The organism is Kitasatospora sp. NPDC048715, from assembly GCF_043198905.1.
GTDB lineage: Bacteria > Actinomycetota > Actinomycetes > Streptomycetales > Streptomycetaceae > Kitasatospora > Kitasatospora lactacystinica.
Window position 1 is genome coordinate 105,726 of sequence record NZ_JBICVH010000009.1, and the last position, 23,642, is coordinate 129,367.

A 23,642-nucleotide genomic window follows, 5' to 3' on the forward strand; every position below is an offset into this window, starting at 1 on the left:
AGGCCCGCGCCCCGGCCGCGGGCGAACCGCGCGGCGCCGGGCCGGGTGGAGCGCTCAGCCCGGCAGCGGCGGCAGTTCCGGCCGCTCCAGCCAGGCCTCGAAGAGCGGGCCGAGCGGAGCGGTGGTGTAGCGGGCGGCGTGGGCGCGCAGGTCGGAGGTGGCGACCACGCCGTGCCGGTTGGCGCCCGTCCAGTCCCGCAGCATCGCGAAGAACGCGTCCTCGCCGAGCGTTTGCCGCAGCGCGTGCACCACCAGTCCGCCGCGCTGGTAGAGCCGGTCGTCGAACATCAGCTTCCGGCCCGGGTCGTCGAGCCGGAGGTCCTGCGGCAGCCCGGCCAGCAGCCGGTGCGCGGCGGCGGCGTGGACAGCCGCGCCCGGGCCGCCGGCGTGCTCGGACCAGAGCCACTCCGCGTACTTGGCGAAGCCCTCGTTGAGCCAGATGTGCCGCCAGTCGGCGATCGTGACGCTGTTGCCGAACCACTGGTGGGCCAGCTCGTGCGCGATCAGCCGTTCGTGCTCCCAGCCGGCGCCGAGGTGGTTGGTGCCGAAGGTGGCGACGCCCTGCGCCTCCACCGGGACGTCCAGCTCCTCGTCCGCGATCACCACCGCGTACTCGCCGAACGGGTACGGGCCGAAGACCTCGCCGAAGTACGCCGTCATCTCCGGCTGCCGGGCGAAGTCCCGGGCGAACGCGGCCGCCAGCCGCTCCGGGACGTAGCCGGTCTGCGGCACCGCCGGTCGCACCGCCAGCGGCACCGGCCGGTAGTGCCCGATCGACACCGTCACCAGGTACGTCGGGGTGGGCGCGCTCTGCTCGTACACCCAGGTGGTGCTGGACGCCCTGGTGGTGCGGGTCAGCAGCCGGCCGCTCGCCACCACCGTGAACGGGGACGGCGTGGTGACGGCCAGCTGGTAGGTGGCCTTGTCGGCGGGCCGGTCGTTGCACGGGAACCAGGACGGTGCGCCGACCGGCTGGCTCGCCACCAGCGCGCCCTCGGTCAGCTCCTCCCAGCCCAGGCCGCCCCACGGGCTGCGCACCGGGCGCGGGTTGCCGGTGTAGTGCACCTCGACGGTGAACGCGGCGCCCGGCACGAGCGCCCTGGCCGGGCGGATCCGCAGCTTGCCGCCGCGGTGGGTGTAGCGGGCGGCCCGGCCGTCGACCAGCACCCGGCCGATCCGGAACTCGGCGAGGTCGAGCGCGAACTCCGCCAGCGCCGTGTCCGCCACCGCGCTCAGCCGGGCCGAGCCGGCCAGCCGGTTGGGGCCGGGCCGGTAGTCCAGCGCCAGCTCGTAGCGGTGCACCCGGTAGCGGTGGTCGCCGCTGTTCGGGAAGTACGGGTCCGGGGCACCGGCGGCCGCGGGGACGTGCTTGGGCTTCACGGGGGCGTGCGCTTCCTGCGGGCCGGGACGGGGGGACGGGGAGGTGGTCACGACGTGGTCTGCCACGCCTCGATCGGGTTGCCCAGCCACCGCGTGTCGGCGGGGACGGACTCGGCGCGCATCACCAGCGAGGCCGGGCCCAGCGTGCTGCGCGCGCCCACCGTGCTGCCGGGCAGCACGATGCCGCCCGGGCCCAGGGTGGCGCCCTCGCGGAGGACCACAGTATCCATCCGCATGATCCGGTCGTGGAAGAGGTGCGTCTGCACCACGCAGCCGCGGTTGATGGTGACCCCGTCGCCGAGGGTGACCAGGTCCGCCTCCGGCAGCCAGTAGCTCTCGCACCAGACGCCGTGCCCGACGTGCGCGCCGAGCGAGCGCAGCCACAGGTTCAGCACCGGGGTGCCGGGCACCGCGCCGACCAGCCACGGCACCGCCAGCATCTCCACGAAGGTGTCCGCCAGCTCGTTGCGCCACACGAAACCGCTCCACAGCGGGTGCTCCACCGCGCGGAACCGCCCGACCAGCAGCCACTTGGCCGCCACCGCGACCGCGCAGGCCACCGCGCCGGCCGCCAGCAGGACCAGGCCGGACAGCAGCGCGGCGGTCAGCGGCGAGCCGGCCGCCAGCCAGGACAGCGCCGCCACGGTCAGCAGACCCAGCGCCGCCGAGGCCAGCACCGGCACCAGCCGGCCCACCTCGACCAGCCCGCGCGCCCACAGCAGCCGGGCCGGCGGCTCGTAGGTCAGGCTCTGGTCGGCCTGGTCCGCCGAGCGCGGCAGCCGCATCGGCGGCATGCCCAGGTACGACCCGCCCTTCTTCGCCTTCGCCGGCGTCGCCGACAGCACGCCCACCAGGCCGCGCTTGGGCACCGAGCGGCCCGGCGCGGTCATCCCCGAGTTGCCGAGGAACGCCCGCTCGCCGACCTTCGCCTCGCCGAGCCGCACCCAGCCGCCGCCCAGCTCGTACGGGGCCATCAGGGTGTCGTCGGCCAGGAACGCGCCGTCGCCGACCGTGGTCAGGCTGGGCAGTGCCAGCACCGTGGACACCTCCGCGCCCCGGCCGACCCGCATCCCGAGGGCGCGCAGCCACAGCGGCGTGACCAGTCCGGCGTAGAGCGGGAACAGCACCTCGCGGGCCCGGTCCATCAGCTGGGTGACGGTCCACGCCTGCCAGCCCACCCGGCCGTGCAGCGGGTGCGTCCCGGGCACCAGGCCGATGCTCAGCAGCCGGACCAGCAGCACCAGCTGCGCCGCGTACACCGCGCCGAACGCCAGTGTGGCGGGCAGCAGCCCGAGCAGCGCGCCGCCGAGCGCCGGGCCGAGGGCCGCGCCCTGGTCGACGAAGCGGGAGAGCACGGCCAGCGCGGCGAGCGAGGGCAGCACCGGGAGCAGGCCGAGCACGGCACCGCTGGCGCCGTACAGCGAGGCCCAGCGGGCCCGGCGGACCGGGCGGTCCTTGGGCCAGGTGCGCTCGGCGCGGCCCAGCTTGACGGCGGGCGCGCCGCCCCAGCGCTGGCCGGTCGGCACCTGGCCGGTGACGCTGGAGCCGGCCGCCACCTGGGCGCGCTTGCCGACCCGGGCGCCGGGCAGCAGGGTCGAGCGGGTGCCGACCACGGCACCGGAACCGATCTTGACCTGGCCGATCAGCAGCCGGTCGCCGTCCAGCCAGTAGCCGCACAGGTCCACCTCGGCCTCGACCGCGCAGCCGCGGCCCAGCTTCAGCATCCCGGTGACCGGCGGCAGCGAGTGCAGGTCCACCTCGGGCGCCACCTTGGCGCCCAGCACCCGGGCGTAGCGCACCAGCCAGGCGCCGGACAGCGAGTCCGCGCCGCTCAGCTCGGTGAGCCGCTCGGCGGTCCACAGCCGCAGGTGGACCGAGCCGCCGCGCGGGTGGCTGCCCGGGCGCACGCCGCGCAGCAGCAGTCGGGCGCCTCCCGCCGCGAGGGCCAGCCGGCCCGGCGGGGTGTACAGCGCGAGCGCGCCCGCGCCGACCCACCACCACGAGGCGGTGGGGGCCCACGGGAAGTCGCCGAGGTGGGTGAGGAGGTTCCCGGCGGCCAGCAGGGCGACCGTCCAGCGCAGGCCGACCACGGTGAACAGCGGGACCAGCAGGAACAGCTGGAGCAGCTTGGCCCTGGTCGGCACCAGGGCGACGGTGCGGGCCTCGGTGCTCTCGCCGGCGGTGCGCTCCAGGTGCCGGGCGAGCTTGCGCAGCGTCGGGTGCTGGTAGATGTCCAGCACCGCCGCGCTCGGGTAGCGGGTGCGCAGCAGGGTGGTCAGCCGGGCGGCGGCCAGGCTGCCGCCGCCGATCGCGAAGAAGTCGTCGCGCGGGCCGCCGACCCGGACGCCGAGGATCTCCGACCACTGCTCGGCCAGCCAGGCCTCGGTGCCGTACAGCTCCTCGCTCGGGCCGGCGCTCTCCAGCTCCGGCAGCGGCCACGGCAGGGCGTTGCGGTCGACCTTGCCGGAGGTCCGGGTGGGCAGGGTCTCGACGGTCGCCAGCAGCGGCACGAGGGCGGCCGGCAGCTCGGCGCGCAGCCGTTCGACGGCCTGCTCGCGGTCGAAGCCGTCCTGGACCACCAGGTAGCCGACCAGCAGCTGGTTGCCGCCGCGCGCGGTCCGCACGGCGGCCGCCGCGCCCGCCACACCGGGCAGGGCCTGCAGGGCCGCGTCGACCTCGCCGAGCTCGATCCGGCGGCCGCCCAGCTTGATCTGCTCGTCGGTGCGGCCGAGGAAGAGCAGACCGGCCGGGTCGGCCTGGACCAGGTCACCGCTGCGGTAGGCGCGCTCCCAGCCCAGCGAGGGCAGCGGTGCGTACTTCTCGGCGTCCTTCTCCGGGTCGAGGTAGCGGGCCAGGCCCACGCCGCCGATCACCAGCTGTCCGGTGCCGCCGGGGGCGACCGGCACACCGGCCTCGTCCACCACGGCGAGGTCCCAGCCGTCCAGCGGCAGGCCGATCCGCACCGGGCCCTCGCCGGTCAGCAGGGCGGCGCAGGCGACCACGGTGGCCTCGGTGGGGCCGTAGGTGTTCCACACCTCGCGGCCCTCGGTGACCAGGCGCTGCACCAGCTCGGGCGGGCAGGCCTCGCCGCCGAAGATCAGCAGGCGCACCTCGTTGAGCGCCTCGGCCGGCCACAGCGCGGCCAGGGTCGGGACGGTGGAGACCACGGTGATCTCCTGCTCGGCCAGCCAGGGGCCGAGGTCGGCGCCGCTGCGCACCTGGGAGCGGGGGACCGGCACCAGGCAGGCGCCGTGCCGCCAGGCCAGCCACATCTCCTCGCAGGAGGCGTCGAAGGCGACCGAGAGGCCGGCCATCACCCGGTCACCGGGGCCGATCGGCTCCTCCTGGAGGAAGAGCGCGGCCTCGGCGTCCACGAAGGCGGCGGCGTTGTGGTGGGTGACGGCCACGCCCTTGGGCTTGCCGGTCGACCCGGAGGTGAAGATGATCCAGGCGTCGTCGGCCGGGGTGGGGCGGCGTTCCAGGGCGGGAGCGCGCTCGCCGGTGGTCGCCAGGCCGCGGTCGGCGCCGAGCACGGCGGCGACGGCGGCCTCGCCGAAGACCAGCTCGGCGCGCTCGTCCGGGTCCTCGGCGTCCACCGGGACGTAGGCGGCGCCGGCGGCGAGCACCGCGAGGATCGAGACGTAGAGGTCGTTGGTGCCGGAGGGCACGCGCACGCCCACCCGGTCGCCCGGGCCGATCCCGACGGCGGCCAGCCGGCGGCGCAGCTGCTCGACCTCGGTGGCCAGCGCGCGGTAGCTGAGCACGGTGTGCCCGTCGTCCAGGGCGGGCTCGTCGGGGTGGGCGCGCACGGTGGCGTCCAGCACGTCGACCAGGGTGCGCGGGGCGGCGGCCGGGCGGCCGGGGAACAGGGCGTGGGCCTGCTGCGGCCGTGGCTGCGGCTCTGGTTCCGGCTGCGGCTCTGGTTCCGGGTCCGGCTGCGGTGGCGCGGGCGGTGCGGCCTGGGTGGGCTGCTGCGGTGGCGTGGCGTACTGCTCAGGGTGGCTCGGTTCAGCTGTCATGGCAGCCGTGCGCTCCTCGTCCTCGCCCCGTTCCGACCGATGCCCGGCCCCTGGGGCGGTGGGAGCACCGCCTGATCGGGTGACCCCACTCCGGGGCCGGAGCGGACAACCTGACCGATGGTAGTCCCGGGGCGGCGAGCGGACAGGAGCGGACACTCGGCCCAACTGGCGCCCAAATGGCCGAATCTGACAGAAGGTCAGTCAATAACTGACGCCTCTTGATGCGGAAGTGATGGGGCGTCAGCAGAATTGACGGATCGTCAGGTCGATTTTCCGACCGTGACCCATGCCACAGCGATTCCTGCTCCCTTCGGGTGGCGGGAGGCGGCGGGCCGGGTTTCCCGGGCCGATTTCTCCGGTCCGTGCCCGGCCCGCCGCCCTGCCCGGTGGTCAGCGGAACCGGTGCAGGTTCTCGCCGAGGAAGGCCTCCAGGGTACGCGGGGCGCGTCCGGTGAGGCCAAGGAAGGAGCCGTCCGGGGTCTCCTTGCGGACCACCGCGAGCTGCTGGATCTCCACCACGTGGGTGGCGAGCCAGGGCGGCATCCCGGCCCGGCCGACCAGGTGGGCGTGCAGGTCGGACGGGCTCAGGTCGAGGTAGCGGACCGGCCGGCCGAGCAGCTCGCCCAGCAGTGCGGTGAGCTCCGGATAGCTGTAGGCCCGCCCGCCGGTGAGCGGGTAGGTGCCGCCGGCCAGCTCGGGACAGGTGAGCACCTCGGCCGCGGCGTCCCCGATGTCCCGGGCGTCCACGTAGTTGCACCGCGCCTGGCCCATCACGCCGTGCACCACCCCGGCGGCGGCGATGCCGGGCGCCAGGAGCAGCAGCTTCTGCATGAACGCGTACGGCCGCAGGACGGTGGTGGTGATGCCGCAGGAGCGCAGCCGCTCCTCGATCAGGTGGTGGCCGCGCGAGACGGCGACGGGGGAGTCCGGCTCGGCGGCGGGTGCGGAGACCTTGACGATGTGCTCCACGCCGCAGTCCACCGCGGCCTCGATCGCGTTCAGCTCGTACCGGACCTGCTGCGGGCCGTTGGCCATGGTGAGGAAGAGCTGGTGCGCACCGCGGAACGCCGTACGAAGGGAGGCCGGGTCGGCGGCGTCGGCCGGGAGGGTGGCGGTCCGGGCGAGCGTGTGCTCGTCGAGGCCGGCGGCCAACCGGGCGGGGTCGCGGCTGAGGGCGCGGCTCGGTGCGCCGAGGGCGGCGAGGCTGCGCAGGGTGGCGCCGCCGGTGGCGCCACCGGCGCCCATGATGACGATCATGACGTCTGCCTTTCGGGGTGGAGTGTGTTTTCGGGGCGGGGCGCGTTTCCGGGCTGGGACGCGGTTCCGGCTTGGGGTGCGGCGGGGAGTCGGTGCTGCGCCGTGCGGACCGGGCGGCTGCCGCGCCAGTGCCAGGTGGTGATGGTGGCGGCGATCGCCGAGGAGACCGGCAGGTCGATCGGCAGCCGGCGCGGCCAGGGGCTGTCGGCGAGGGCCGGGACGTGCGGCAGCCAGCGGGCGGCGGCGAGGCCGACCGCCAGGCCGAGGGCGGCGGCGACCAGGCCGAGGGCGGCGGCCGCGAGCGGGCGAGGGGTCCGGGCGGGCCGGGTGCGGACGGGGCGGCGGCGCAGCACGGCGCCGAGTGCGGCGGCCACCAGGGCGGAGGTGCCGCCGATGGTGGTGAGTGCGGCGGCCACCAGCTGCGGCTGGCCGGTGACGGCTCCGCCGGTCCCGGCCATGGCGGCGGGCATGACGTAGACGACCAGGACCTCGCGCCACAGGACGAAGGGCGGGGGAGCGCCCGGGGCCTTCTTGCTCATGGGGTCGGTTCTTCCTCTCGCTTTTGGTTAGGTGCCTAAGTATTTGTGCTTAGGTGCCTAACTATTGGGGCTGAAGGGAGGTGGACCGCCATTCGGCGGCCCGCCGGGGGGTGGATCAGTCCTCGGTGAGTGCGTCCATGCCCGCGACCACCCGGGCCAGCAGGTCCAGGAAGGTGGCGCGCTCCTCGACGGAGAGGCCCCCGACCAGTGCCTGCATCCGGGTGAAATGCGCGGGGGCCAGCTCCCGCAGCTTGTCGGCGCCCCGCGCGGTGAGGATCACCACGTTGCCGCGGCCGTCCTCGGCGGACGGCCGGCGGGCCACCAGGCCCTCCCGCTCCAGGCCGTCGACCAGGCCGGTCACGGTCGCCCGGGAGACGCCGAGACTCGCCGCGAGCTGGGAGGGCGACTTCTCGCCGCCGTGGTCCTCCAGGTCCGCCAGCAGTCGGTAGCGGCCGGTGGAGAGGCCGAAGCGGCCGAAGTGCACCTCGCCGGCCTGGCCGATCCTGGCGCCCGCCGCCATCAGCCGGGCCGCGACCAGGACCGCCTGCGGGTCGGCCGCGAGGCCGTAGCGGGCGATCTGGCGGCGGGCCTGATCGAGGCTGGGGGCCGTGGGGCCACCCTCGGGGTGCTGGGTCACAAGAAGTAATATGGTGCCTAACCTGATTCCCGGTCAAGTCGAACCACGGACTGATGGCTAAAGGCTGTCCCGTAACTGCTGGCCTGCTCCCGCGTTGGTCACGGCATGGGTGGGGTGATCTCGGCGAGCGATCCGATGTGGATCGAGCCGTTCTCGGGGTTGAGCGAGTCGCAGGTCCGCAAGCTGGTCGCGTTGGTACGCCGTCGTGGCGGTGGCGTCCAGCGCGGCCGGCCGTGGCGGCTACGCCTGGAGGACCGGGTGCTGTGGTCGCCGCTTACTGGCGGACCAACCTGACCTTGCGGCAGGTCGCCCCATTGTTCGGGATCTCGAAGTCCGCTGCGGACCGGGTGCTGGACCACCTCGCACCACTGCTGGCAATCCCGCCCGCCCGCCGGCCGCGGCGGGACACCGTACTGATCGTGGACGGCGCCCTGGTGCCCACCCGCGACCGAACGATCGCGGCCTCCGGCAAGAACTACCGGTACTCGACCAAGCAGCAGGTGGTGATCGACGCCAACAGCCGATTGGTCGTCGCCGTCGGCCTGTCCCTGCCGGGCAACCGCAACGACTGCCGGGCCTTCGCCGAGTCGGGCGTCGACCGTGCCTGCCGGGACGCGCCGGTCCTGGCGGGCGGCGGCTACCAGGGGACCGGCGCCCTGATTCCGCACCGGCGCCGTCGCGGACAGGAGCACCTCACGCCCGAGCGGGAAGCCGACAACGCCGTCCACCGCAGGGCCCGGGCCCGGGTCGAGCACGTCTTCTCCCGGATGAAGAACTGGAAGGTTCTTCGCGACTGCCGCCTGCGCGGAGCCGGCGTGCACCACGCGATGCCGGGCATCGCACGGCTCCACAACCGTGCGCTCAGCGGATGAGCTGGTCCCGCCGCACCGTGAACTCCTCAAGTCCGTTCGGCGTCGTGACGCCGTGCACTGAGGTGGAGACGGTGACAAACTCGTCATCCCCTGCCAGACCATGGCCCTGGGTGATCGCGCAGGCGACGGTGACCTCCACCGGATACGGAGTATCCGGGCCGAGCTCGCCCATCGCCGCGAAGATCGGGGCCTTGTCGAACAGCGACCAGCGCCGTCCCGCCGCATCCGTGAACTGAACCTCGACCACCCCGGGCCACGGCTCATCGTCCACCCAGCGGACCGCCTCACACTGCAGCTCAAGCACGAACGCCCCCACAGCTGACCAAGGTCATCAACAAGCGCCAGTATGCCGCGAGACGTCAGGCCCCGGTTACGGGACAACCTTTAGGCGGCACGGGGAGCGATCCTGGGCGGCGTCCAGTCGGCGTGCCGCAGGGCGGTCCGGACCATCGCGCCGGGCGGGGTGAGCCGGATCGCGGCGTTGCGCAGGCCGACCGCCAGCGGGTGGGCGAGCTGCTGGCCCATCCGGCCGGCCCGGCGGGCATCGCGGGCCACGGTCTGGCTGCGCGGGCGGCGGGCCGCGTCGTAACGCGCGAGCGCGCCCTCGACCGTCCGGGTCCCGGTGAGTGCCGCCGCCAGGGTCACCGCGTCCTCCAGCGCCTGGCAGGCGCCCTGGCCGAGGTGGGGCGTCATGGCGTGCGCCGCGTCGCCGAGCAGCGCGATCCGGCCCGATACGTAGGACGGCAGCGGCGTGGCCAGCTCGTTGACGTCGTGGTGCAGTACCGCCTCCGGCCGGGTCGCGGTCAGCAGCGAGGGGATCGGCTCGTGCCAGCGTGCGAAGCGGCGGCGGACCTCGGCCAGCGGGTCCCGGTAGCGGACCCCGGCCGGGGCGTTCAGGACCGCGTGCCACTCGGCGGTGCCGTCCGGGAAGGCGATGTGGCCGAACTCGGCGCCGTGGCCCCAGGTCAGCTCGAAGTCGGCCTTCAGGCCGTCGACCGGACGCTCGGTGATCGCCCGCAGCACCGTCGAACCGCTGTAGGCGGCGCCGGGGTGGTCGGGGAAGAGGCGGCGCCGGAGACGGCTGTTGACACCGTCGGCCGCCACCAGGAGGTCGGCCTCCAGGGTCGTGCCGCCGAAGCCGGCCCGGACCCGGAACGGCCGGGTGGTGTCCACCTCCGTCACCTCGGAGCCGACGATCAGGGTGGCGGCGGGCAGCGCCTCGCGCAGGACGCGGTGCAGGGCCGCGCGGCGGATCCCGACGATCGGGGCGCCCAGCTCGCGCTCCAGCGCCGCGCCGTCCATCGCGGCGAGCCGGCGGCCGTCCGGGGTCCGGGTGCCGCCGGTGTACTGGCGGCGGGCGGCCGCCTCGACGGCCTCGCCGACCCCCAGGGCCGCGAGCGCGCGCATCCCGTTGGCGGCCAGCGAGATGCCGGCGCCCGCATCCTCCAGGACGTCCGACCGCTCGACCACGGTCACGTCCCACCCCGCCAGCCGGAGCCCGATGGCGGACGCCAGCCCGCCGATGCCGCCCCCGACCACCACCGCGCTGTTGCTGCTCATGCCCGGTCCTTCCCGTGTCGTCGCGCTGTCTTCTACAGCTGTAGAAGGAGCGTACTACGGGGCTGTCGGTGGACGGAGGCGGGCCGGGGTGGTGGGCCGGGGTGGCGCGTTGGCCGCCCGGCCGCCCGGCCGCCCGGCTGGTTGGCCGTGGGGGTGGCGAGGGCCAGCGGTCGGCGGTGGGTGGCCGGAGGTCGGTGGTTGACGGCCGGCCCGGACCGAGGCGGTGCGCGGCGGGCGCCCCGGCCCCGGTAGAAAGGAGGGATGCGGCGAAACGAGGACCAGAAGCGGGACGATGCGGGGCGGCCGGACCGGCGCACGGTACTGGCAGACGCCGCGATCGGCGTGCTGGCGGACCTCGGCGTGCGCGGACTGACCCACCGGGCGGTCGACGCGGCGGCCGGGCTGCCGCTCGGGACCACCTCGGCCTACCTGCGGACCCGGCAGGCCCTGCTCACCGCGCTGGTGCGACGGCTGGTGGAGCTGGATCAGGGCGAGCTGCACGCCATGGGGGAGCAGGTGCCGGTCCGTTCGGCGGCGGAGCTGTCCGACGGGATCGCGGAGTTGGCGCGGCGCCGCCTGTCCGGGGGCGGGCGGCGGCGCTCGCTCGCCAGGTACGCCTGCGCGGTGGAGAGCGTCCGCGATCCCGAGCTGCGCGAGATCCTCGTCCCGCGGGAGAACGCCGGGCGCGCCGCCGTCCGTGACTTCCTCGCCGCTCAGGGCGTGGCCGACCCCGACGGGCGGACGGCCGTGCTGCTGGCCTGCATCGACGGCCTGGTCTTCGAGCACCTGGTGGGCGGCGGCGAGCCCGGGGCGGACGCGATCCAGGGGCTGGTGGCGGCCGCCCTGCGGGGAGCGGTCGCGAGCTGAGCCTCGCCGGCCCAGCTCGTGCGACTCGCCCTGTCCGCCCGGCCCGTGTCGGCCGGGCGGACAAGGCGGACAGGGCGGGGCCGCCGGGGGCGTGTCCGGCGGTCCGTCGCCCGATCAGGAATCGGGCCTGTGCGGGTTCCTCAGCTCGGAGGCGTAGCCGGCGAGCAGGATGCGCAGCGTGCGGTGGAAGCACTGCTCGGAGTCGAGACCCTCTCCGGTGGCGAAGGCCTGCGCGAGGTGGGGGTAGACCTCCAGGTCCAGGGCGGCGAACTGTTCGGGCCGGAGCTCGGCGCACTCGTGGTGGGGCGTCTCACCGGCCTCGCCCAGCGTGTGCCCGATGGTCCACCGGACGACGGAGTTGAGCACGTCGAGCGCGTCTCCGAGTGGGACGCCGTCCTTGTGGAGCACGGCGATGCCGCGCTCCAGCAGGGCGAGGGCGACCGGCGTGGCGACCGGCCGGGTGGCCAGCACGGTGAGTATGGCCGGATGGTCGAGCAGCAGTCGGCGCAGCTCGACGGCGAAGTCCCGGACCACCTCCGTCCACCGGCCGTCGGGCTCGCCGAACAGGCTTCCCGCCGACAGCTCCAGCAGGCGCTCCACCATGCCGTCGAGCAGGGCCGTCCTGCTGGGGACGTAGTAGTAGAGCGTCATCCCCTCGACGCCGAGCGCCGCACCGAGCTTGCGGTTGGAGAGCGCGGCGAGGCCGTGTTCGTCCACGTAGGCGAGTGCGGCGTCGATGACCTTCTCGCGGGTCAGCCCCGTCCGTGGGCGGGTGCGCCGGGTCGGCATCGGTTCCTCCTTCACCCCAATGGGCTCCACCGGGGCTGTGCGGTCCGGGCCTTGACGAGTCTTGCACTGCAAGAGAACCACATCCGACCTCGGCTTCTTGCGCTGCAAGAAGTCTCTGGGGAGGGTGTCGTGCAGCTTGTCGTCGTCATGGTCCGCAGGCTCAACGGGGACGTGGAGTGCGGAGGGTTCCGCAGGGCGTGGATCCCGGAGGGCCCGTCGCGGCCGGTCGCACAATAGCGGCGCTCCGAGGGAGGTGGTCGCCCGGGGCGTCCGAGCCTCTGTTCGGCTCCGCCGAACCCGGGCCGACCGACGACTTCGAGTGACATGGCATCAGGTCAATCAACCGTCAAGTTGGTTCATTCACAGAATATTTCGCGAGGAGTTCTGTGTCGGGTGGATGATTTACGCCGCTCTAAGGTCTTCCCACGGAGATCTCCGGCTGACAGGCTGGGGCCGCCCTTTCAGTACGGAGGAGGTTCCTTGTCCCGCATATCCACGCTGGCCGGAGCGGTCACCTGCGCTCTCGCACTTGTCACCGGCACCGCCGTCGCCGCGTCGGCGGCGCCCATCGACCAGGCCCCGGGTCTGGCCGAGGCGAAGGTCGACCCTGTCGCCTGGACGCCGTGCAACCCCGACCCGACCAAGCCGGACCCCGGCATCTACGACTGCGCCGTTTACCCCGTGCCGCTGGACTACGACAAGCCGAAGGGTGAGAAGGTCGGCATCGCCATGATGCGGCGGCGGGCGAGCGACCCGTCGAAGCGGATCGGCTCGCTGTTCCTCAACCCCGGCGGCCCGGGCGGCAGTGGTTACCTGTGGGCGACGACCGCCCGCTTCGGTGCCGAGGTGCAGTCGAAGTTCGACCTGGTCGGCTTCGACCCGCGCGGTGTGGCCCGGAGCAACCCGCTCAAGTGCTTCAAGACCCAGGAGGACGCCGACGCGGTCACCAACCGCATGGTCGGCGTGCCGGTCACCAAGGCCGAGATCAACGAGACGCTCGACGCGGACCAGGACTACACCGACGCCTGCAGCAAGAACGCCGGCCCGCTGATCGAGCACATGTCGACCATCAACGTGGTGCGCGACCTGGACCGGATGCGCCGCGCCGTCGGTGACTCCCAGCTCACCTTCGCCGGGTTCTCCTACGGCACCCTGATCGGTTCGACGTACGCCAACATGTACCCGAACAAGGTGCGCGCGATCATCGTCGACGGCAACGTCGACCCGGACCTGCGCCTGCACAACGGCCTGGAGTACGACCGCCAGCGGGCGAACGGCTTCGAGATCGCCCTGGACGAGTTCCTCAAGCGCTGCCAGGCCGCCGGCGCCCCGCGCTGCGCCTTCGGCGACGGCGACACCCGGGCCAAGTTCGACCAGCTCCGCGACCACCTGCGGACCAGCCCGATCACGCTGCCGAACGGCTCCAAGGTGACCCTGAGCACCTTCACCGGGGAGGTGGCCAGCGCCCTGTACTCGCAGGCCAAGCTGGCCCCGCTGGCCAAGTCGCTCCAGGCGACCTACCAGGTCTTCCAGAAGCCGGCCGGGAACGCCCTGCTGGCCCCGCAGGCGAACGTCTCGGACGAGGACGCCAACCTGCTCTCGGTGGACGTCCCGCGGGCGGCCCTGCGGGAGGCCCCGGTCGACTCCGAGTACACCGCGGACGACTCCTACCTGGCCGTCAACTGCCAGGACAAGCCGTACCCCTCCAACGACCGGGTGTTCGCGAACGCGGCCAAGGCCTGGGAGAAGGACATGCCGACCTTCGGTCGCTACCAGGCCTTCGACGCGCCGGCGTGCGCGAGCTGGCCGGCCCCGGCCCGGGACGCCGAGCGCTTCTCCGGCCCGTGGAACAAGAAGACCTCCAACACCGTGATGGTGATCGGCAACCTCTACGACCCGGCCACCCAGTACAAGTTCGCCCAGCGGATGCAGCAGGAGCTGAGCAACGCGGTGCTGGTCAGCGTCGACTCGATCGAGCACTGCGCCGTGGGTCGCAGCCAGGCGCTGAACAAGCTGGTCACCCGCTACCTGGTGGACGGCACCGCGCCGGCCGCCGGCCAGCTGCTGAAGCCGGACGCGGAGATCTTCCCGGCGGTCTGACGGAACGGCCCCCGGTGACCCGGGGGAGGAGTTGACGGTCGTGGTGGTCGGCGGTGCTGCCGGCCACCACGACCGTGCTTTACGGGCGATTTCCCGGAGCGCCCGGAAGGCCCGGGGAATGCGGCAGTGGATCGTCATCGAACCTCCGGTGGAGCGGATTCCTGCGAGTCTTCGGCGACCGTAGCCCATGCCACTGACAATCGGCTTCCGGTGCGACGGCGAAGGTCACGGCCGGTAAGGGCCACGGAAAATGACGTACTGTCACACTATTCAATAACCAATTCCCGCGCCCGGGTATCCGTGTTAGCGTGCGGGCCGCCGACTTCTCTCGAACTCGGGAAAGTGAGGGCGGGCCATGCAGGACGAATTCTCCCGACGGGGTTTCCTGGGCGGTGCCGGCGCGGCGGCCGCCGGGATCACCGTCGCTTCCACTGGCGCGGCGGCAGGCGCGGCGGCGGCCGGGGACGCGCACCGGGAGCTGCCGCAGGGGCGGTCGGTGCTGCCGGGCGATCCCCGGTACCGGACCCTCGCCCAGGGCTTCAACCAGCGGTGGAGCAGCACCCCCGCGTACATCCGGCTGGTGGGCAACGAGGCGGACGCGGTCGCCGAGCTGAACCGCGCGCTGGACGCCGGGCTACGGCCGACGGTCCGCGGCGGCGGGCACTGCTACGAGGGTTTCGTCGACAACGACGGGGGCGTCATCCTCGACCTCGGCACGATGCGCGGCGTCGCCGCCTCGACCGACAAGTTCGGCCGGCCCACGTACGGGGTCGAGGGCGGCGCGACCAACTGGGACGTCTGCACCACGCTGTTCCGCGAGTACGCCGTCGCCCTGCCCGCCGGGTCCTGCTACTCGGTCGGCGCGGGCGGGCACGTCTGCGGCGGCGGGTACGGCCTGCTCTCCCGACGACACGGGCTCACCGTGGACCACCTCGTCCAGGTCGACGTGGTCACCGTCCGGGGCGGTCGCGCGGTGGTGACGCAGGCGCACCGCGAGGACGCGCAGGGCTCGCCCGAGCAGGACCTCTTCTGGGCCCACACCGGCGGCGGGGGCGGGAACTTCGGGGTGGTGCTGCGGTACCACTTCGCCTCGGACGTGCCCCGGCCGCCGCCCCGGGTCTGGTTGAGCAGCGTGGCCTGGCCCTGGGCCGAACTGCTCGCCCGGCCCGAGGACTTCGAGACCCTGGTGGCCAACTTCGGCGCCTTCATGGCCGAGCACAGCGGCCCGCGGGAGCCGGTGTACCAGGGGCTGTTCGCGATCCTCAAGCTCACCCACCACTCCAACGGGAACGTCGTCCTGTTCAGCCAGTGGGACGGCGAGGACCCGGGCCCGCTCGACGCGTTCGTGGCGGCGGTCGAACGAGGGATGACGACGCGATCGACGGTGCAGACCCGGGCGGCCGGCGGGCTGTTCCTGCCCTACCCGGACAAGCGGCGCCAGATGCCCTGGTTCCAGGCGACCATGACGCTCAACCCCTCGGGCGACAACCAGCGCGGCAAGTACAAGTCGGCCTACCACCGCGAGCCGTTCGCACCGGAGCAGATCGCCGCCTTCCGGGACTGGTTGGTGCGCGACATCGAAGGGGCGGACCTCTCGAACACGCTGGTCCAGATCGACTCCTACGGTTGCCGGATCAACGCCCGCAGTCCCGAGGAGACGGCCGTCCCGCAGCGCGACTCGATCATGAAGCTGCAGTACCAGACGTACTGGACGGACCCGGCCGAGGACGAGAAGCACCTGGCCTACCTGAGCGGGCTGTACCGCGACGTCTACCGGGGGACGGGCGGGGTCCCGGAGGTCGACACCGCGACGGACGGCGCCTACGTCAACTACCCGGACAACGACCTGGGTACCGCCGACCAACCCGACCCTGCCTACCCGCGCCTCTATTACAAGGGCAACTATCCACGGCTGCAGCGCGCCAAGGCCCACTGGGACGGGAAGGAGGTGTTCCACCATGCCCAGTCCATCATCCCGGCCGAGTCCTGAGCAGTGAGCCCTGAGCAGTGAGCCCTGAGCAGTGGGCCCAGAGCCCAGAGTCCTGAGCCTTGAGCGCTGAGCCCGAAAGCCGGTGCCCCGAAGGCGTGGGGAGGCGCCCCCGCAACCCCACGCCCGTGACACGACCCGGGCCCGCTCCGCTACGCGGCCCGCTCCGTCTCCTCCTCGACGATCCGTCCGTCCCGGACCTCGATCACCCGGTCGGCGAGCCCCATCAGCGTCGGGTCGTGGGTGGCGACCAGCACCGTGACGCCCTCGCTGCGCACCACCGCGCGCAGCAGCTCCATGATCGAGCGGCCGGTCTCGGAGTCCAGCTGACCGGTCGGCTCGTCGGCGATGATCAGGCTGGGCTCGTTGGCCAGCGCACGGGCGATGGCGACGCGCTGCTGCTGGCCGCCGGACAGCTCGCCGGGGCGCTGGTTGGCGTGGTCGGCGAGCCCGACCAGGGCGAGCAGGGTGTGGGCGCGCTCCTCGCGTTCGGCGGCCGGGGCCTTGCGCAGTCGCATGGGCACGCCGACGTTCTCGGCGGCGGTGAGCATCGGGATCAGCCCGAAGGACTGGAAGACGAAGCCGATCCGCTCCCGCCGCAGGGCGAGTCGACCGTCCTCGTCCAGCCCGGCGAGGTCGATGCCGTCCAGCGCGATGCTGCCGCCGGTCGGCGTGTCCAGGCCGCCGACCAGGTTGAGCAGGGTGGTCTTGCCGGAGCCGGACCGGCCCTTGAGTGCGGCCAGTTCTCCGCGGCCGACGGTGAACGACACGCCGCGCAGGGCGTGCACGGTCCGCTCGCCGGTGCCGAAGCTGCGGCGGAGATCGGTCACGGCCACCATCGGCTGGGTGGTGGCGGTGTCGGCGGTGTCGGCGGTGGCGGCCTGATGCTGCGTCATGCGACGTCCCCCCTGTGGGCGTGGCGGCCCGGTTGTAGCCGGGTCCCGTCCGGGTCTACGGATATGTCTGTTCCGGTGGTTCACCTTCCCGGGCGGGAATCCGAGAAGAGGGCGTCCCGGGCCAAAAGGGCGCGCCGAAGCCGGAGTTGTGAAGTGTGCATGGCATTCAAGTGGGGGCATCCCCGGCCGGGATGCTATCAATGAAAGGAATTTGCTCACTGGTTACTTGATTCGCGCAAGTCCCTTCCGTTCCTGGATCGAATCTGACAGCATCGTCCGCTATCCGGCGACCGATTGCCGGTGATCAATGCGCCGGTGTGCTCGCGATGTGTCCGTCTGTGGCCGATTTGTACTCGGGCCGGATCGATGAGCGGGGCCCGGGGATGCAACCGGGGACGTAATCCGGGGGAGGAACTTGATGCTCGGCTTCGTCGTGCGCCGACTGCGCGGGCGAGTGCCGCTGGCTGCCGCTGTCCTGTTTGCGGTGCTGATCACCACGTCTGTGCTGACCGCCTTGGTGGCCTTCAACAGCAGCGTCGGTGAGGCCGGCCTGCGGCAGGCGCTCCAAGGGTCCGGTCACGCCCGGACCACGGTGGCGGTGACCGGTGAGCACGGGCTCGACCAGCGGTCCAAGGACGAGGCGGCGCTCGCCGCCTACCGGCAGAAGCTCTTCGGAGACCTGCCCGTCCACACCGACAGCCTGACGCGCAGCCGTTCCTACAGCCTGCCGGTCTCCGGCGCCGCTGCTGACGGCACACCCGTGACCGGCACGCCCGCGACCGGAACGCCCGCAACCGGCACGCCCGCGACCACCACGCCCGCGACGGGCAGCGGCGCGGGCAGCGCCCCCGGCGCCCCGCTCGACCTCACGGTCCTCGCCGACCTCGACCGCGGCCGGGTCCAACTGGTGGCCGGCGCCTGGCCGGGTGCCGCCACCGTGCCGGTGCAGTCCGCCGCCCCGGAGGCCGCCGTCCCGCAGAGCCTGCTGCGCCGGCTCGGTCTGACCGAGCAGGCCCTGCCCGCCGAGGTCCGGCTCGTCGACCGGAACGACGGCAAGCCGCTGACCGTCCGGATCACCGGCGTCTACCGGGCCACCGACCCGACCGCCCCGTACTGGCGGATCGACCCGGTCGGCGGCCACGAGATCGAGGTCGGCGGCTTCACCACCTTCGGCCCGATGATGGTCGACCGGAGCGCCTTCGCCACGGCCGGCCTGGTCCAGGGCGGCGTCGGCTGGTCGCTGGACGCCGACTTCTCCGGCGCCGACCGGGCCGCCGCGCAGGCCGTCGGCAACCGCGCCCAGCACCTCTCCGAGGAACTGCGCGGCACCGCCTCGCTCGGCGCGACGACCGACCTGCCGGACATCATGCGCGAGCTGTCCGACAGCATGGTGGTCGCCCGGTCCACCCTGCTGATCGGCGCCCTCCAGCTGGCGGTGCTCGCCGCGGCGGCCCTGCTGCTGGTCGTCCACCTGATCGCCGCGCGGCAGGAGTCCGAGAACGAGATCCTCGCCGCGCGCGGCGCCTCGGCCTTCAGGCTCGGCTCCTTCACCGCCCTGGAGTCGCTGCTGCTGGCCCTGCCCGCAGCGGTCTTCGCACCACTGCTGACCCCGTTCCTGGTCCGCGCGCTGGCCGGCCTCGGCAGTTCCCGCCAGGTCGCCCTGGACACCGGCATCAGCTGGTCGCTCTGGCCGGTGGCCGTGATCTGCGCGTTCGCCTGCATCCTGCTGGCCACCGTGCCCAGCGTGGTGCGCGGCGTCGGTGCCGCGCTGCGCCGCCGGGCCGGACGCCGTCAGGCCGTGGTCTCCGGCGTCGCCCGCAACGGCGGCGACCTCGCCGTGCTCGCCCTGGCCGTGCTCGCCTACCAGCAGCTCGACCAGTACGGCGGCGGGCTGTCCCCCGACTCCACCGGCCGGCTCGACGTGGACCTGCTGCTGGTCGCCACCCCGACCCTCGCACTGTGCGCCGGGACCCTGGTGGTGCTGCGGCTGCTCCCGCTCGTCGCCCGGATCGGCGCCCGCGCGGCGGCCCGCGGCCGCGGCCTCGGGCCCGCGATGGTCGGCTGGCAGCTGGCCCGCCGGCCCGGCCGCGCCACCGGACCCGTCCTGCTGCTCGTCATGGCCGTGGCCACCGGTGTCCTGGCGCTCGGTCAGCACGCCACCTGGACCTCCTCCCAGCGCGACCAGGCCGCCTTCGCCACAGGCGGGGGCCTGCGCATCTCCGGTTCGCACAACGCGCCGATGGGCCAGGGCGGCCGCTACGGCAGCCTTCCCGGCGGCGACCGACTGGTCGCGGTGGTGCGCGACGAGCAGCCGCTGCAGGGCGGTGCCGGCCAGCTGATGGCCGTGGACGCCGCCGCCTTCGCCGACCGCGTCCCGGTCCGCTCCGACCTGCTCGACGGCCACACCGGCAAGGAGGTCTTCGGCACGCTCGCGGCCCCGGCCCCCGTCGGCATCCCGCTGCCCGGCTCCCCGCTGCGGATCGACGCCGACATCGCGGTGAGCCAGCAGGACGCGACCAAGTGGATCAGCAGTGCGGTCCACCCCGAGGTCCGGCTGCTGCTGCGCGACCGCTTCGGTCTGGTCCACAAGGTCCCGTTCGGCGATCTCCCGCTGAAGGGCGATGTCCGCTCCTCGATCCGGCTCGACGCGCTGGTCGACGCCCCGGTGGGCTCGGTCGCCTCCCCGCTGACCGTGGTCGGCGCGACCGTCGCCTTCAGCGACCGCAGCGACGGCGAGGTCGCGGTGCGGAACCTGGCCGTCGCGGAGACCGCCGACGGACCCTCCACCGCCGTCGCGTTGCCGGCCGGCACCGGGTGGAACATCAAGCCCCCGGCCTCCCGCAACCCCGCGGACAACTCGCCGGTGGCCGCGCTCGCCTCCGAAGCGGCCGCCGCCGACAACCTGTTCACGGTCCGCTACCACTCCGCCCGCGGCATCGGCGACTCCGTGCGCGCCGTGCTGCTCCCGACCGGGTCGGCCCAGCCCGCCGCCGTCAACGGCGTCGCCACCCGCGACTACCTGAAGGCCGTCGGAGCCTCGGTCGGCGACACCCTCCAGGTGCCGCTCAGCGGGGTCGTCGTCCCGGTGAAGGTGACCGGCGCGATCGAGGCCATGCCGGTGGCCGGCCGGCGGGCGCTGGTGATGGACCTCGACTCGGCCGCCCGGATGCTGTCCGCCCAGGACCGCAACCTGCCGACCCGCACCGAGTGGTGGCTGCCCGCCACCGGGCCGGGCGACCGCGCCCCGGCCGAGGCCGCCGCCGCCCTGCGCGCCGCTCCCGGAAGCCAGGACCTCGCGCTCTACGACGAGGTCTCCGACGGGCTCCTCGGCGACCCGGTCGGCGCCGCCCCGCAGAGCGCGCTGATGGCCATCGCGATCGTCACCGCCGTGCTCGCCGCGATCGGCTTCGCCGCCGCGGTGGCCGGCTCCGCCCACGAGCGCTCCCGGGACTCCGCGCTGCTGCTCGCCCTGGGCGCCCCGCGCAAGCAGGTCACCCGCACCGTCGCCGCCGAGAACGCGGTGCTGGTCGGCCTCGGCGGGATCGTCGGCCTCGCCCTGGGCGCCCTGCTCGTCCGCCTGATCGTGCCCTTCGTGGTGCTGACCCCGGCCGCCCGCCGCCCGGTGCCCGAGGCCCTGGTCGAGCTGCCGTACGGTCAGGCGCTGCTGTTCGCGGCCGCGATCGCCGCCGTTCCGCTGCTGTCGGCCTTCCTGCTCGGGCGCCGGCGTCGAGACGTGGCTTCCCGGCTGCGCCACGTGGAGGAGATGTGACCACCAAGGCCGGCACCACCGTGCCCACCCCCGCGCCGGGGCCCGTGTCCGGGCCCGGGCGCGCCCACCGGCCCGCGCCCTGGGTCCGCACCCGGCTGCGCGCGATGCCGCTGGCCGCGCTGCTCACGGCGGCCCTCGCCTTCGTCACCGTGTTCCTGGCGGCGGCCTTCCCGCGGGTCGCGGACCGGAGCGCGGACACCGCGCTCCAGGAGTTCACCCGAAGCCTGGGCACCGGCGTCACCAACCTGGAGTTCACCGCCGAAACGGGCCGCGCGGACTCCGGGGCGGACCTCGACGCCATCCAGCGGAAGCTGGGCGAGCGGATCGGACGGGACCTCCCGCTGGGCTCGTCGGCCCAGGCCTACGGCACCCGGGTCAAGACCGGGCGTCAGATGTTCAACCCGGGGTACACCCGGCTCTCCGAAAGAGCCACCCCGGCGCTCGGCCTGTACTACCTGCACGGACTCGCCGACCGGGCGACCCTGACCGCGGGCACCTGGCCGGGCCCGGCCCCGGCCGACGGCCCGCTGCCGATCGTGCTGAGCCAGCAGGCCGCCGAGGCCGTCAACATCAAGGTCGGCGACGTCATCGAGAGCGGCACCGACGGACCCGTCGCGCTGCGCAGCACCGTGGTCGGCCTCTACCGGGTCAACGATCCCCAGGACCCGTTCTGGGAGGGGCTCGGCTGTCCGGCCAGGGCCTGCCTGGGCCTCAAGGGCGATGACGCCTGGTACTGGACCAGCGGCTTCGTCGACGGCGGCAGCCTGACCGCGCTGGCCCGCTGGGGTTCGAGCGGACAGAACTTCTGGCGGCTGCCCGTCGACCCCGACGCACTGCACGCCGACCAGCTCGACCGGACCCGCGCGACACTCGCCTCGTACATGGCCGGCCCCGGCATGACCGCGCTGATCGACTCGACCCTCCGGGCCGACCTGCACGCCACCTCGCTGATGCCGGACGTCCTCGCCCGGGCCGCCGACCGCTACCAGGCCGCCGGCCCGCTGGGCGCCATCGGGCCCGCCGGGGTCGCCGGCGTCGCGGTCGTGGTGCTCTGCCTGGCCGCGGCGCTCAGCACGGACCGGCGCACCGCCGAGATCCGCTTGCTCCAGGCCCGTGGCGGCTCGCGCGGCGGAGTGCTGCTGCGGCTGCTCGCCGAGGGCGCGGTGACGGTGCTGCCCCCCGCCGTGCTCGGCACGGCCCTCGCGCTGGTGCTGCTGCCCACTTCGCGCTGGGGCAACTCGGTGGTGCTCGCACTCGCCGTGACCCTGTTCGCGATCCTGGCCTTCCCGGCCCGGGCCGCGCTGCTCTGGGCGCGTCCGCGGGCGGCCGGCGGCTGGCGCCGGGTGATCGGCGAGCTCGCCGTGCTGGCCGTCACCGCCGCCGCCGTGGCCGAGGTCCGCCGTCGCGGCGTCGGCCACCCGGGCGGTGCGGTGGACCCGCTGCTGGTGGCCGCCCCGCTGCTGCTCGCCGTCTCCGGCGGCCTGCTGCTGGCCCGGATCGAGCCGGTCGTGGTCGGCTGGCTGGCGGCACTGGCCGGCCGCGGCCGCGGACTGGTCGGCTTCCTCGGTCTGGTCCGGGCGGCCCGCGACAACTCGGGGCGCCGCCGGCCCTCCGCACTGCCGCTGCTGGCCCTGCTGATCGCCGTCACGGCCACCGGTTTCGGCGCCACCGTGCTCACCGCGGTGGACCAGTCCCGCACCCGTGCCGCGCGCATCACCACCGGTGGCGACGTGTCCGTCAGCGTCCCGGTCTACGCGACCCTGCCGGAGGCCTTCACCAAGGCGGCCGGCGAACTGCCCGGCGTCCGGGCCGCCACCGGCGCCTGGATCGAGGAGCGGGCCACCTTCATCGGCGGCGACCGGGGCACCACCGACGCCATCCTGGTGGTGGTCGAGCCCGACGCCTACGCGGAGATCTCCCGCACGGCCGGGGTCGGCCAGTACGACCCGGCCGGGCTGGCCGCCGCTCCGGGCGGCAAGGACAGCCCGGTGCCCGCGCTGTTCAGCCGGGACCTGGCCGAGCGACTGGCCACGGGCGCGCCGCAGGTGCGCACGCCCGGCGGCAGCCAGATGGCCACCACCGTCGCCGGGATCGTCACCGCCACGCCCGCCCTGCCGGACCCCGGCAAGCCGTTCGTCGTGGTGCCGGCCGGCCCCGCCACGGAGCACCTGCCGGAGCTCAAGCGGGCGACCAAGGTGAACAAGTGGTTCGCGGTCGGCGACGTCGACCCGGTCCGGGTCCGCGCCCTGCTGATCGAGAGCGGCATCGGCGGCGGCGCGAATCTGGGGAAGCACGCCAAACTGGTCGACGAAGAGGCCAAGGCGGCGGGAAAGACCTCCGGTGGCCTGCCCCCCGGCTACGCGGTGCACAGCAGCCGCGACAAGATCGCCGAGCTGGCCGCCGACCCGGTGCAGCACGCGGCCGGACGGCTGTTCTGGTACTCGGGCCTCGCCGCCGCCGGGTTCGCCCTGCTGGCCGTGCTGCTGACGCTGCTGCGGGCCGCGCCGGACCGCACGGCGGTGCTCGCCCGGCTGCGCACCATGGGCCTGCGGCCCAGGCAGGGCCTGGCACTGATCGTCGCCGAGTCGCTGCCGCAGACCCTGGCGGCGGCCGTCGGCGGCGGCCTGGTCGCCCTGGCCGCGGTCGCCCTGCTCGGGGGCGCCTTCGACCTCTCGGCCCTGGTCGGAGCCACGGTCGCCGACACCCTGGCCCCGGCGGTGATGCCGGTGCTGCTGCCCACCGTCGGTCTGACCCTGGTGGTCTGCCTCGGTGTGGTGGTGGAGACGCTGGTCGCCGGCCGGCGCCAGATCGCCACCGAACTGCGCGCGGGGGAGCGGCAATGAGGCCGGGAACGGCGGCGGCCGCGAGCGCGGCCGTGCGGCCGGAGACAGCGGCGGCCGGCGGCGCGGCGGGAAGGCCGCGACCGGCGGCCGGGAGCGGTGAACGGGCCGTGACAGCGGCGCGGGTCGC

General features: G+C 74.1%; 14 protein-coding genes and 1 pseudogene. 6 read left to right on the plus strand and 9 right to left on the minus strand.

Translation table 11 applies throughout. From position 1 onward, the window contains the following. Positions 1-54: 54 nt before the first annotated feature. The 5 genes from ACGFSC_RS18315 to ACGFSC_RS18335 all read right to left on the minus strand — a co-directional run bounded on the left by ACGFSC_RS18315 (position 55) and on the right by ACGFSC_RS18335 (position 7,832). Positions 55-1,380 (minus strand): M1 family metallopeptidase, encoded by a 1,326-nt coding sequence (locus ACGFSC_RS18315; RefSeq protein ID WP_359903733.1) that lies wholly within the window; start codon positions 1,378-1,380, stop codon positions 55-57. 47 nt (positions 1,381-1,427) lie between these two features. Continuing rightward, entirely contained in the window at positions 1,428-5,399 is a 3,972-nt protein-coding gene (locus tag ACGFSC_RS18320) for a Pls/PosA family non-ribosomal peptide synthetase (protein ID WP_359903736.1), read from the minus strand. A 390-nt stretch (positions 5,400-5,789) separates the two neighbouring features. Continuing rightward, positions 5,790-6,656: an NmrA family NAD(P)-binding protein gene (locus ACGFSC_RS18325; RefSeq protein ID WP_359903739.1), complete on the minus strand. Its 867-nt coding sequence runs from the start codon at positions 6,654-6,656 to the stop codon at positions 5,790-5,792. Further along, positions 6,653-7,195 (minus strand): hypothetical protein, encoded by a 543-nt coding sequence (locus ACGFSC_RS18330; protein WP_359903742.1) that lies wholly within the window; start codon positions 7,193-7,195, stop codon positions 6,653-6,655. Before ACGFSC_RS18330 ends, ACGFSC_RS18325 begins: the two co-directional genes overlap by 4 nt. A gap of 115 nt (positions 7,196-7,310) precedes the next feature. Then, entirely contained in the window at positions 7,311-7,832 is a 522-nt protein-coding gene (locus tag ACGFSC_RS18335; protein WP_359903745.1) for a MarR family transcriptional regulator, read from the minus strand. A gap of 105 nt (positions 7,833-7,937) precedes the next feature. Here ACGFSC_RS18335 and ACGFSC_RS18340 point away from each other — a divergent pair. Further along, positions 7,938-8,704: pseudogene (locus tag ACGFSC_RS18340) on the plus strand (transposase). On the opposite strand, the gene ACGFSC_RS18345 reads toward ACGFSC_RS18340, so the two are convergent. Next, positions 8,694-9,008, minus strand: coding sequence for a hypothetical protein (locus ACGFSC_RS18345; RefSeq protein ID WP_359903748.1), 315 nt, complete (start codon positions 9,006-9,008; stop codon positions 8,694-8,696). The pseudogene ACGFSC_RS18340 and the gene ACGFSC_RS18345 overlap by 11 nt on opposite strands. An 80-nt stretch (positions 9,009-9,088) precedes the next feature. Next, positions 9,089-10,264 (minus strand): FAD-dependent monooxygenase, encoded by a 1,176-nt coding sequence (locus ACGFSC_RS18350; protein WP_359903751.1) that lies wholly within the window; start codon positions 10,262-10,264, stop codon positions 9,089-9,091. 261 nt (positions 10,265-10,525) lie between these two features. On the opposite strand from ACGFSC_RS18350, the gene ACGFSC_RS18355 reads away from it, so the two are divergent. Continuing rightward, entirely contained in the window at positions 10,526-11,131 is a 606-nt protein-coding gene (locus tag ACGFSC_RS18355) for a TetR family transcriptional regulator C-terminal domain-containing protein (protein ID WP_359903754.1), read from the plus strand. A gap of 114 nt (positions 11,132-11,245) precedes the next feature. Here ACGFSC_RS18355 and ACGFSC_RS18360 read toward each other — a convergent pair whose 3' ends face one another. After that, entirely contained in the window at positions 11,246-11,920 is a 675-nt protein-coding gene (locus ACGFSC_RS18360) for a TetR/AcrR family transcriptional regulator C-terminal domain-containing protein (RefSeq protein WP_359903756.1), read from the minus strand. A 480-nt stretch (positions 11,921-12,400) separates the two neighbouring features. Here ACGFSC_RS18360 and ACGFSC_RS18365 point away from each other — a divergent pair, with 480 nt between their 5' ends. Next, a complete protein-coding gene (locus ACGFSC_RS18365) occupies positions 12,401-14,020 on the plus strand; it encodes an alpha/beta hydrolase (RefSeq protein WP_359903759.1) in 1,620 nt (539 codons plus the stop codon). A gap of 355 nt (positions 14,021-14,375) precedes the next feature. Then, a complete protein-coding gene (locus ACGFSC_RS18370) occupies positions 14,376-16,010 on the plus strand; it encodes an FAD-binding protein (RefSeq protein ID WP_359903762.1) in 1,635 nt (544 codons plus the stop codon). A 149-nt stretch (positions 16,011-16,159) separates the two neighbouring features. On the opposite strand, the gene ACGFSC_RS18375 is transcribed toward ACGFSC_RS18370, so the two are convergent. Then, the gene (locus ACGFSC_RS18375; protein WP_359903764.1) at positions 16,160-16,903 is read right to left on the minus strand and encodes an ABC transporter ATP-binding protein; all 744 of its coding nucleotides are present in this window, start codon (positions 16,901-16,903) and stop codon (positions 16,160-16,162) included. A 418-nt stretch (positions 16,904-17,321) separates the two neighbouring features. On the opposite strand from ACGFSC_RS18375, the gene ACGFSC_RS18380 reads away from it, so the two are divergent. Both ACGFSC_RS18380 and ACGFSC_RS18385 read left to right on the plus strand, forming a co-directional pair. After that, positions 17,322-20,672, plus strand: a complete 3,351-nt coding sequence (locus tag ACGFSC_RS18380; RefSeq protein WP_359903767.1) for an ABC transporter permease — start codon at positions 17,322-17,324, stop codon at positions 20,670-20,672. Next, the gene (locus tag ACGFSC_RS18385) at positions 20,669-23,515 is read left to right on the plus strand and encodes a hypothetical protein (protein ID WP_359903770.1); all 2,847 of its coding nucleotides are present in this window, start codon (positions 20,669-20,671) and stop codon (positions 23,513-23,515) included. Before ACGFSC_RS18380 ends, ACGFSC_RS18385 begins: the two co-directional genes overlap by 4 nt. Positions 23,516-23,642: the final 127 nt, after the last annotated feature.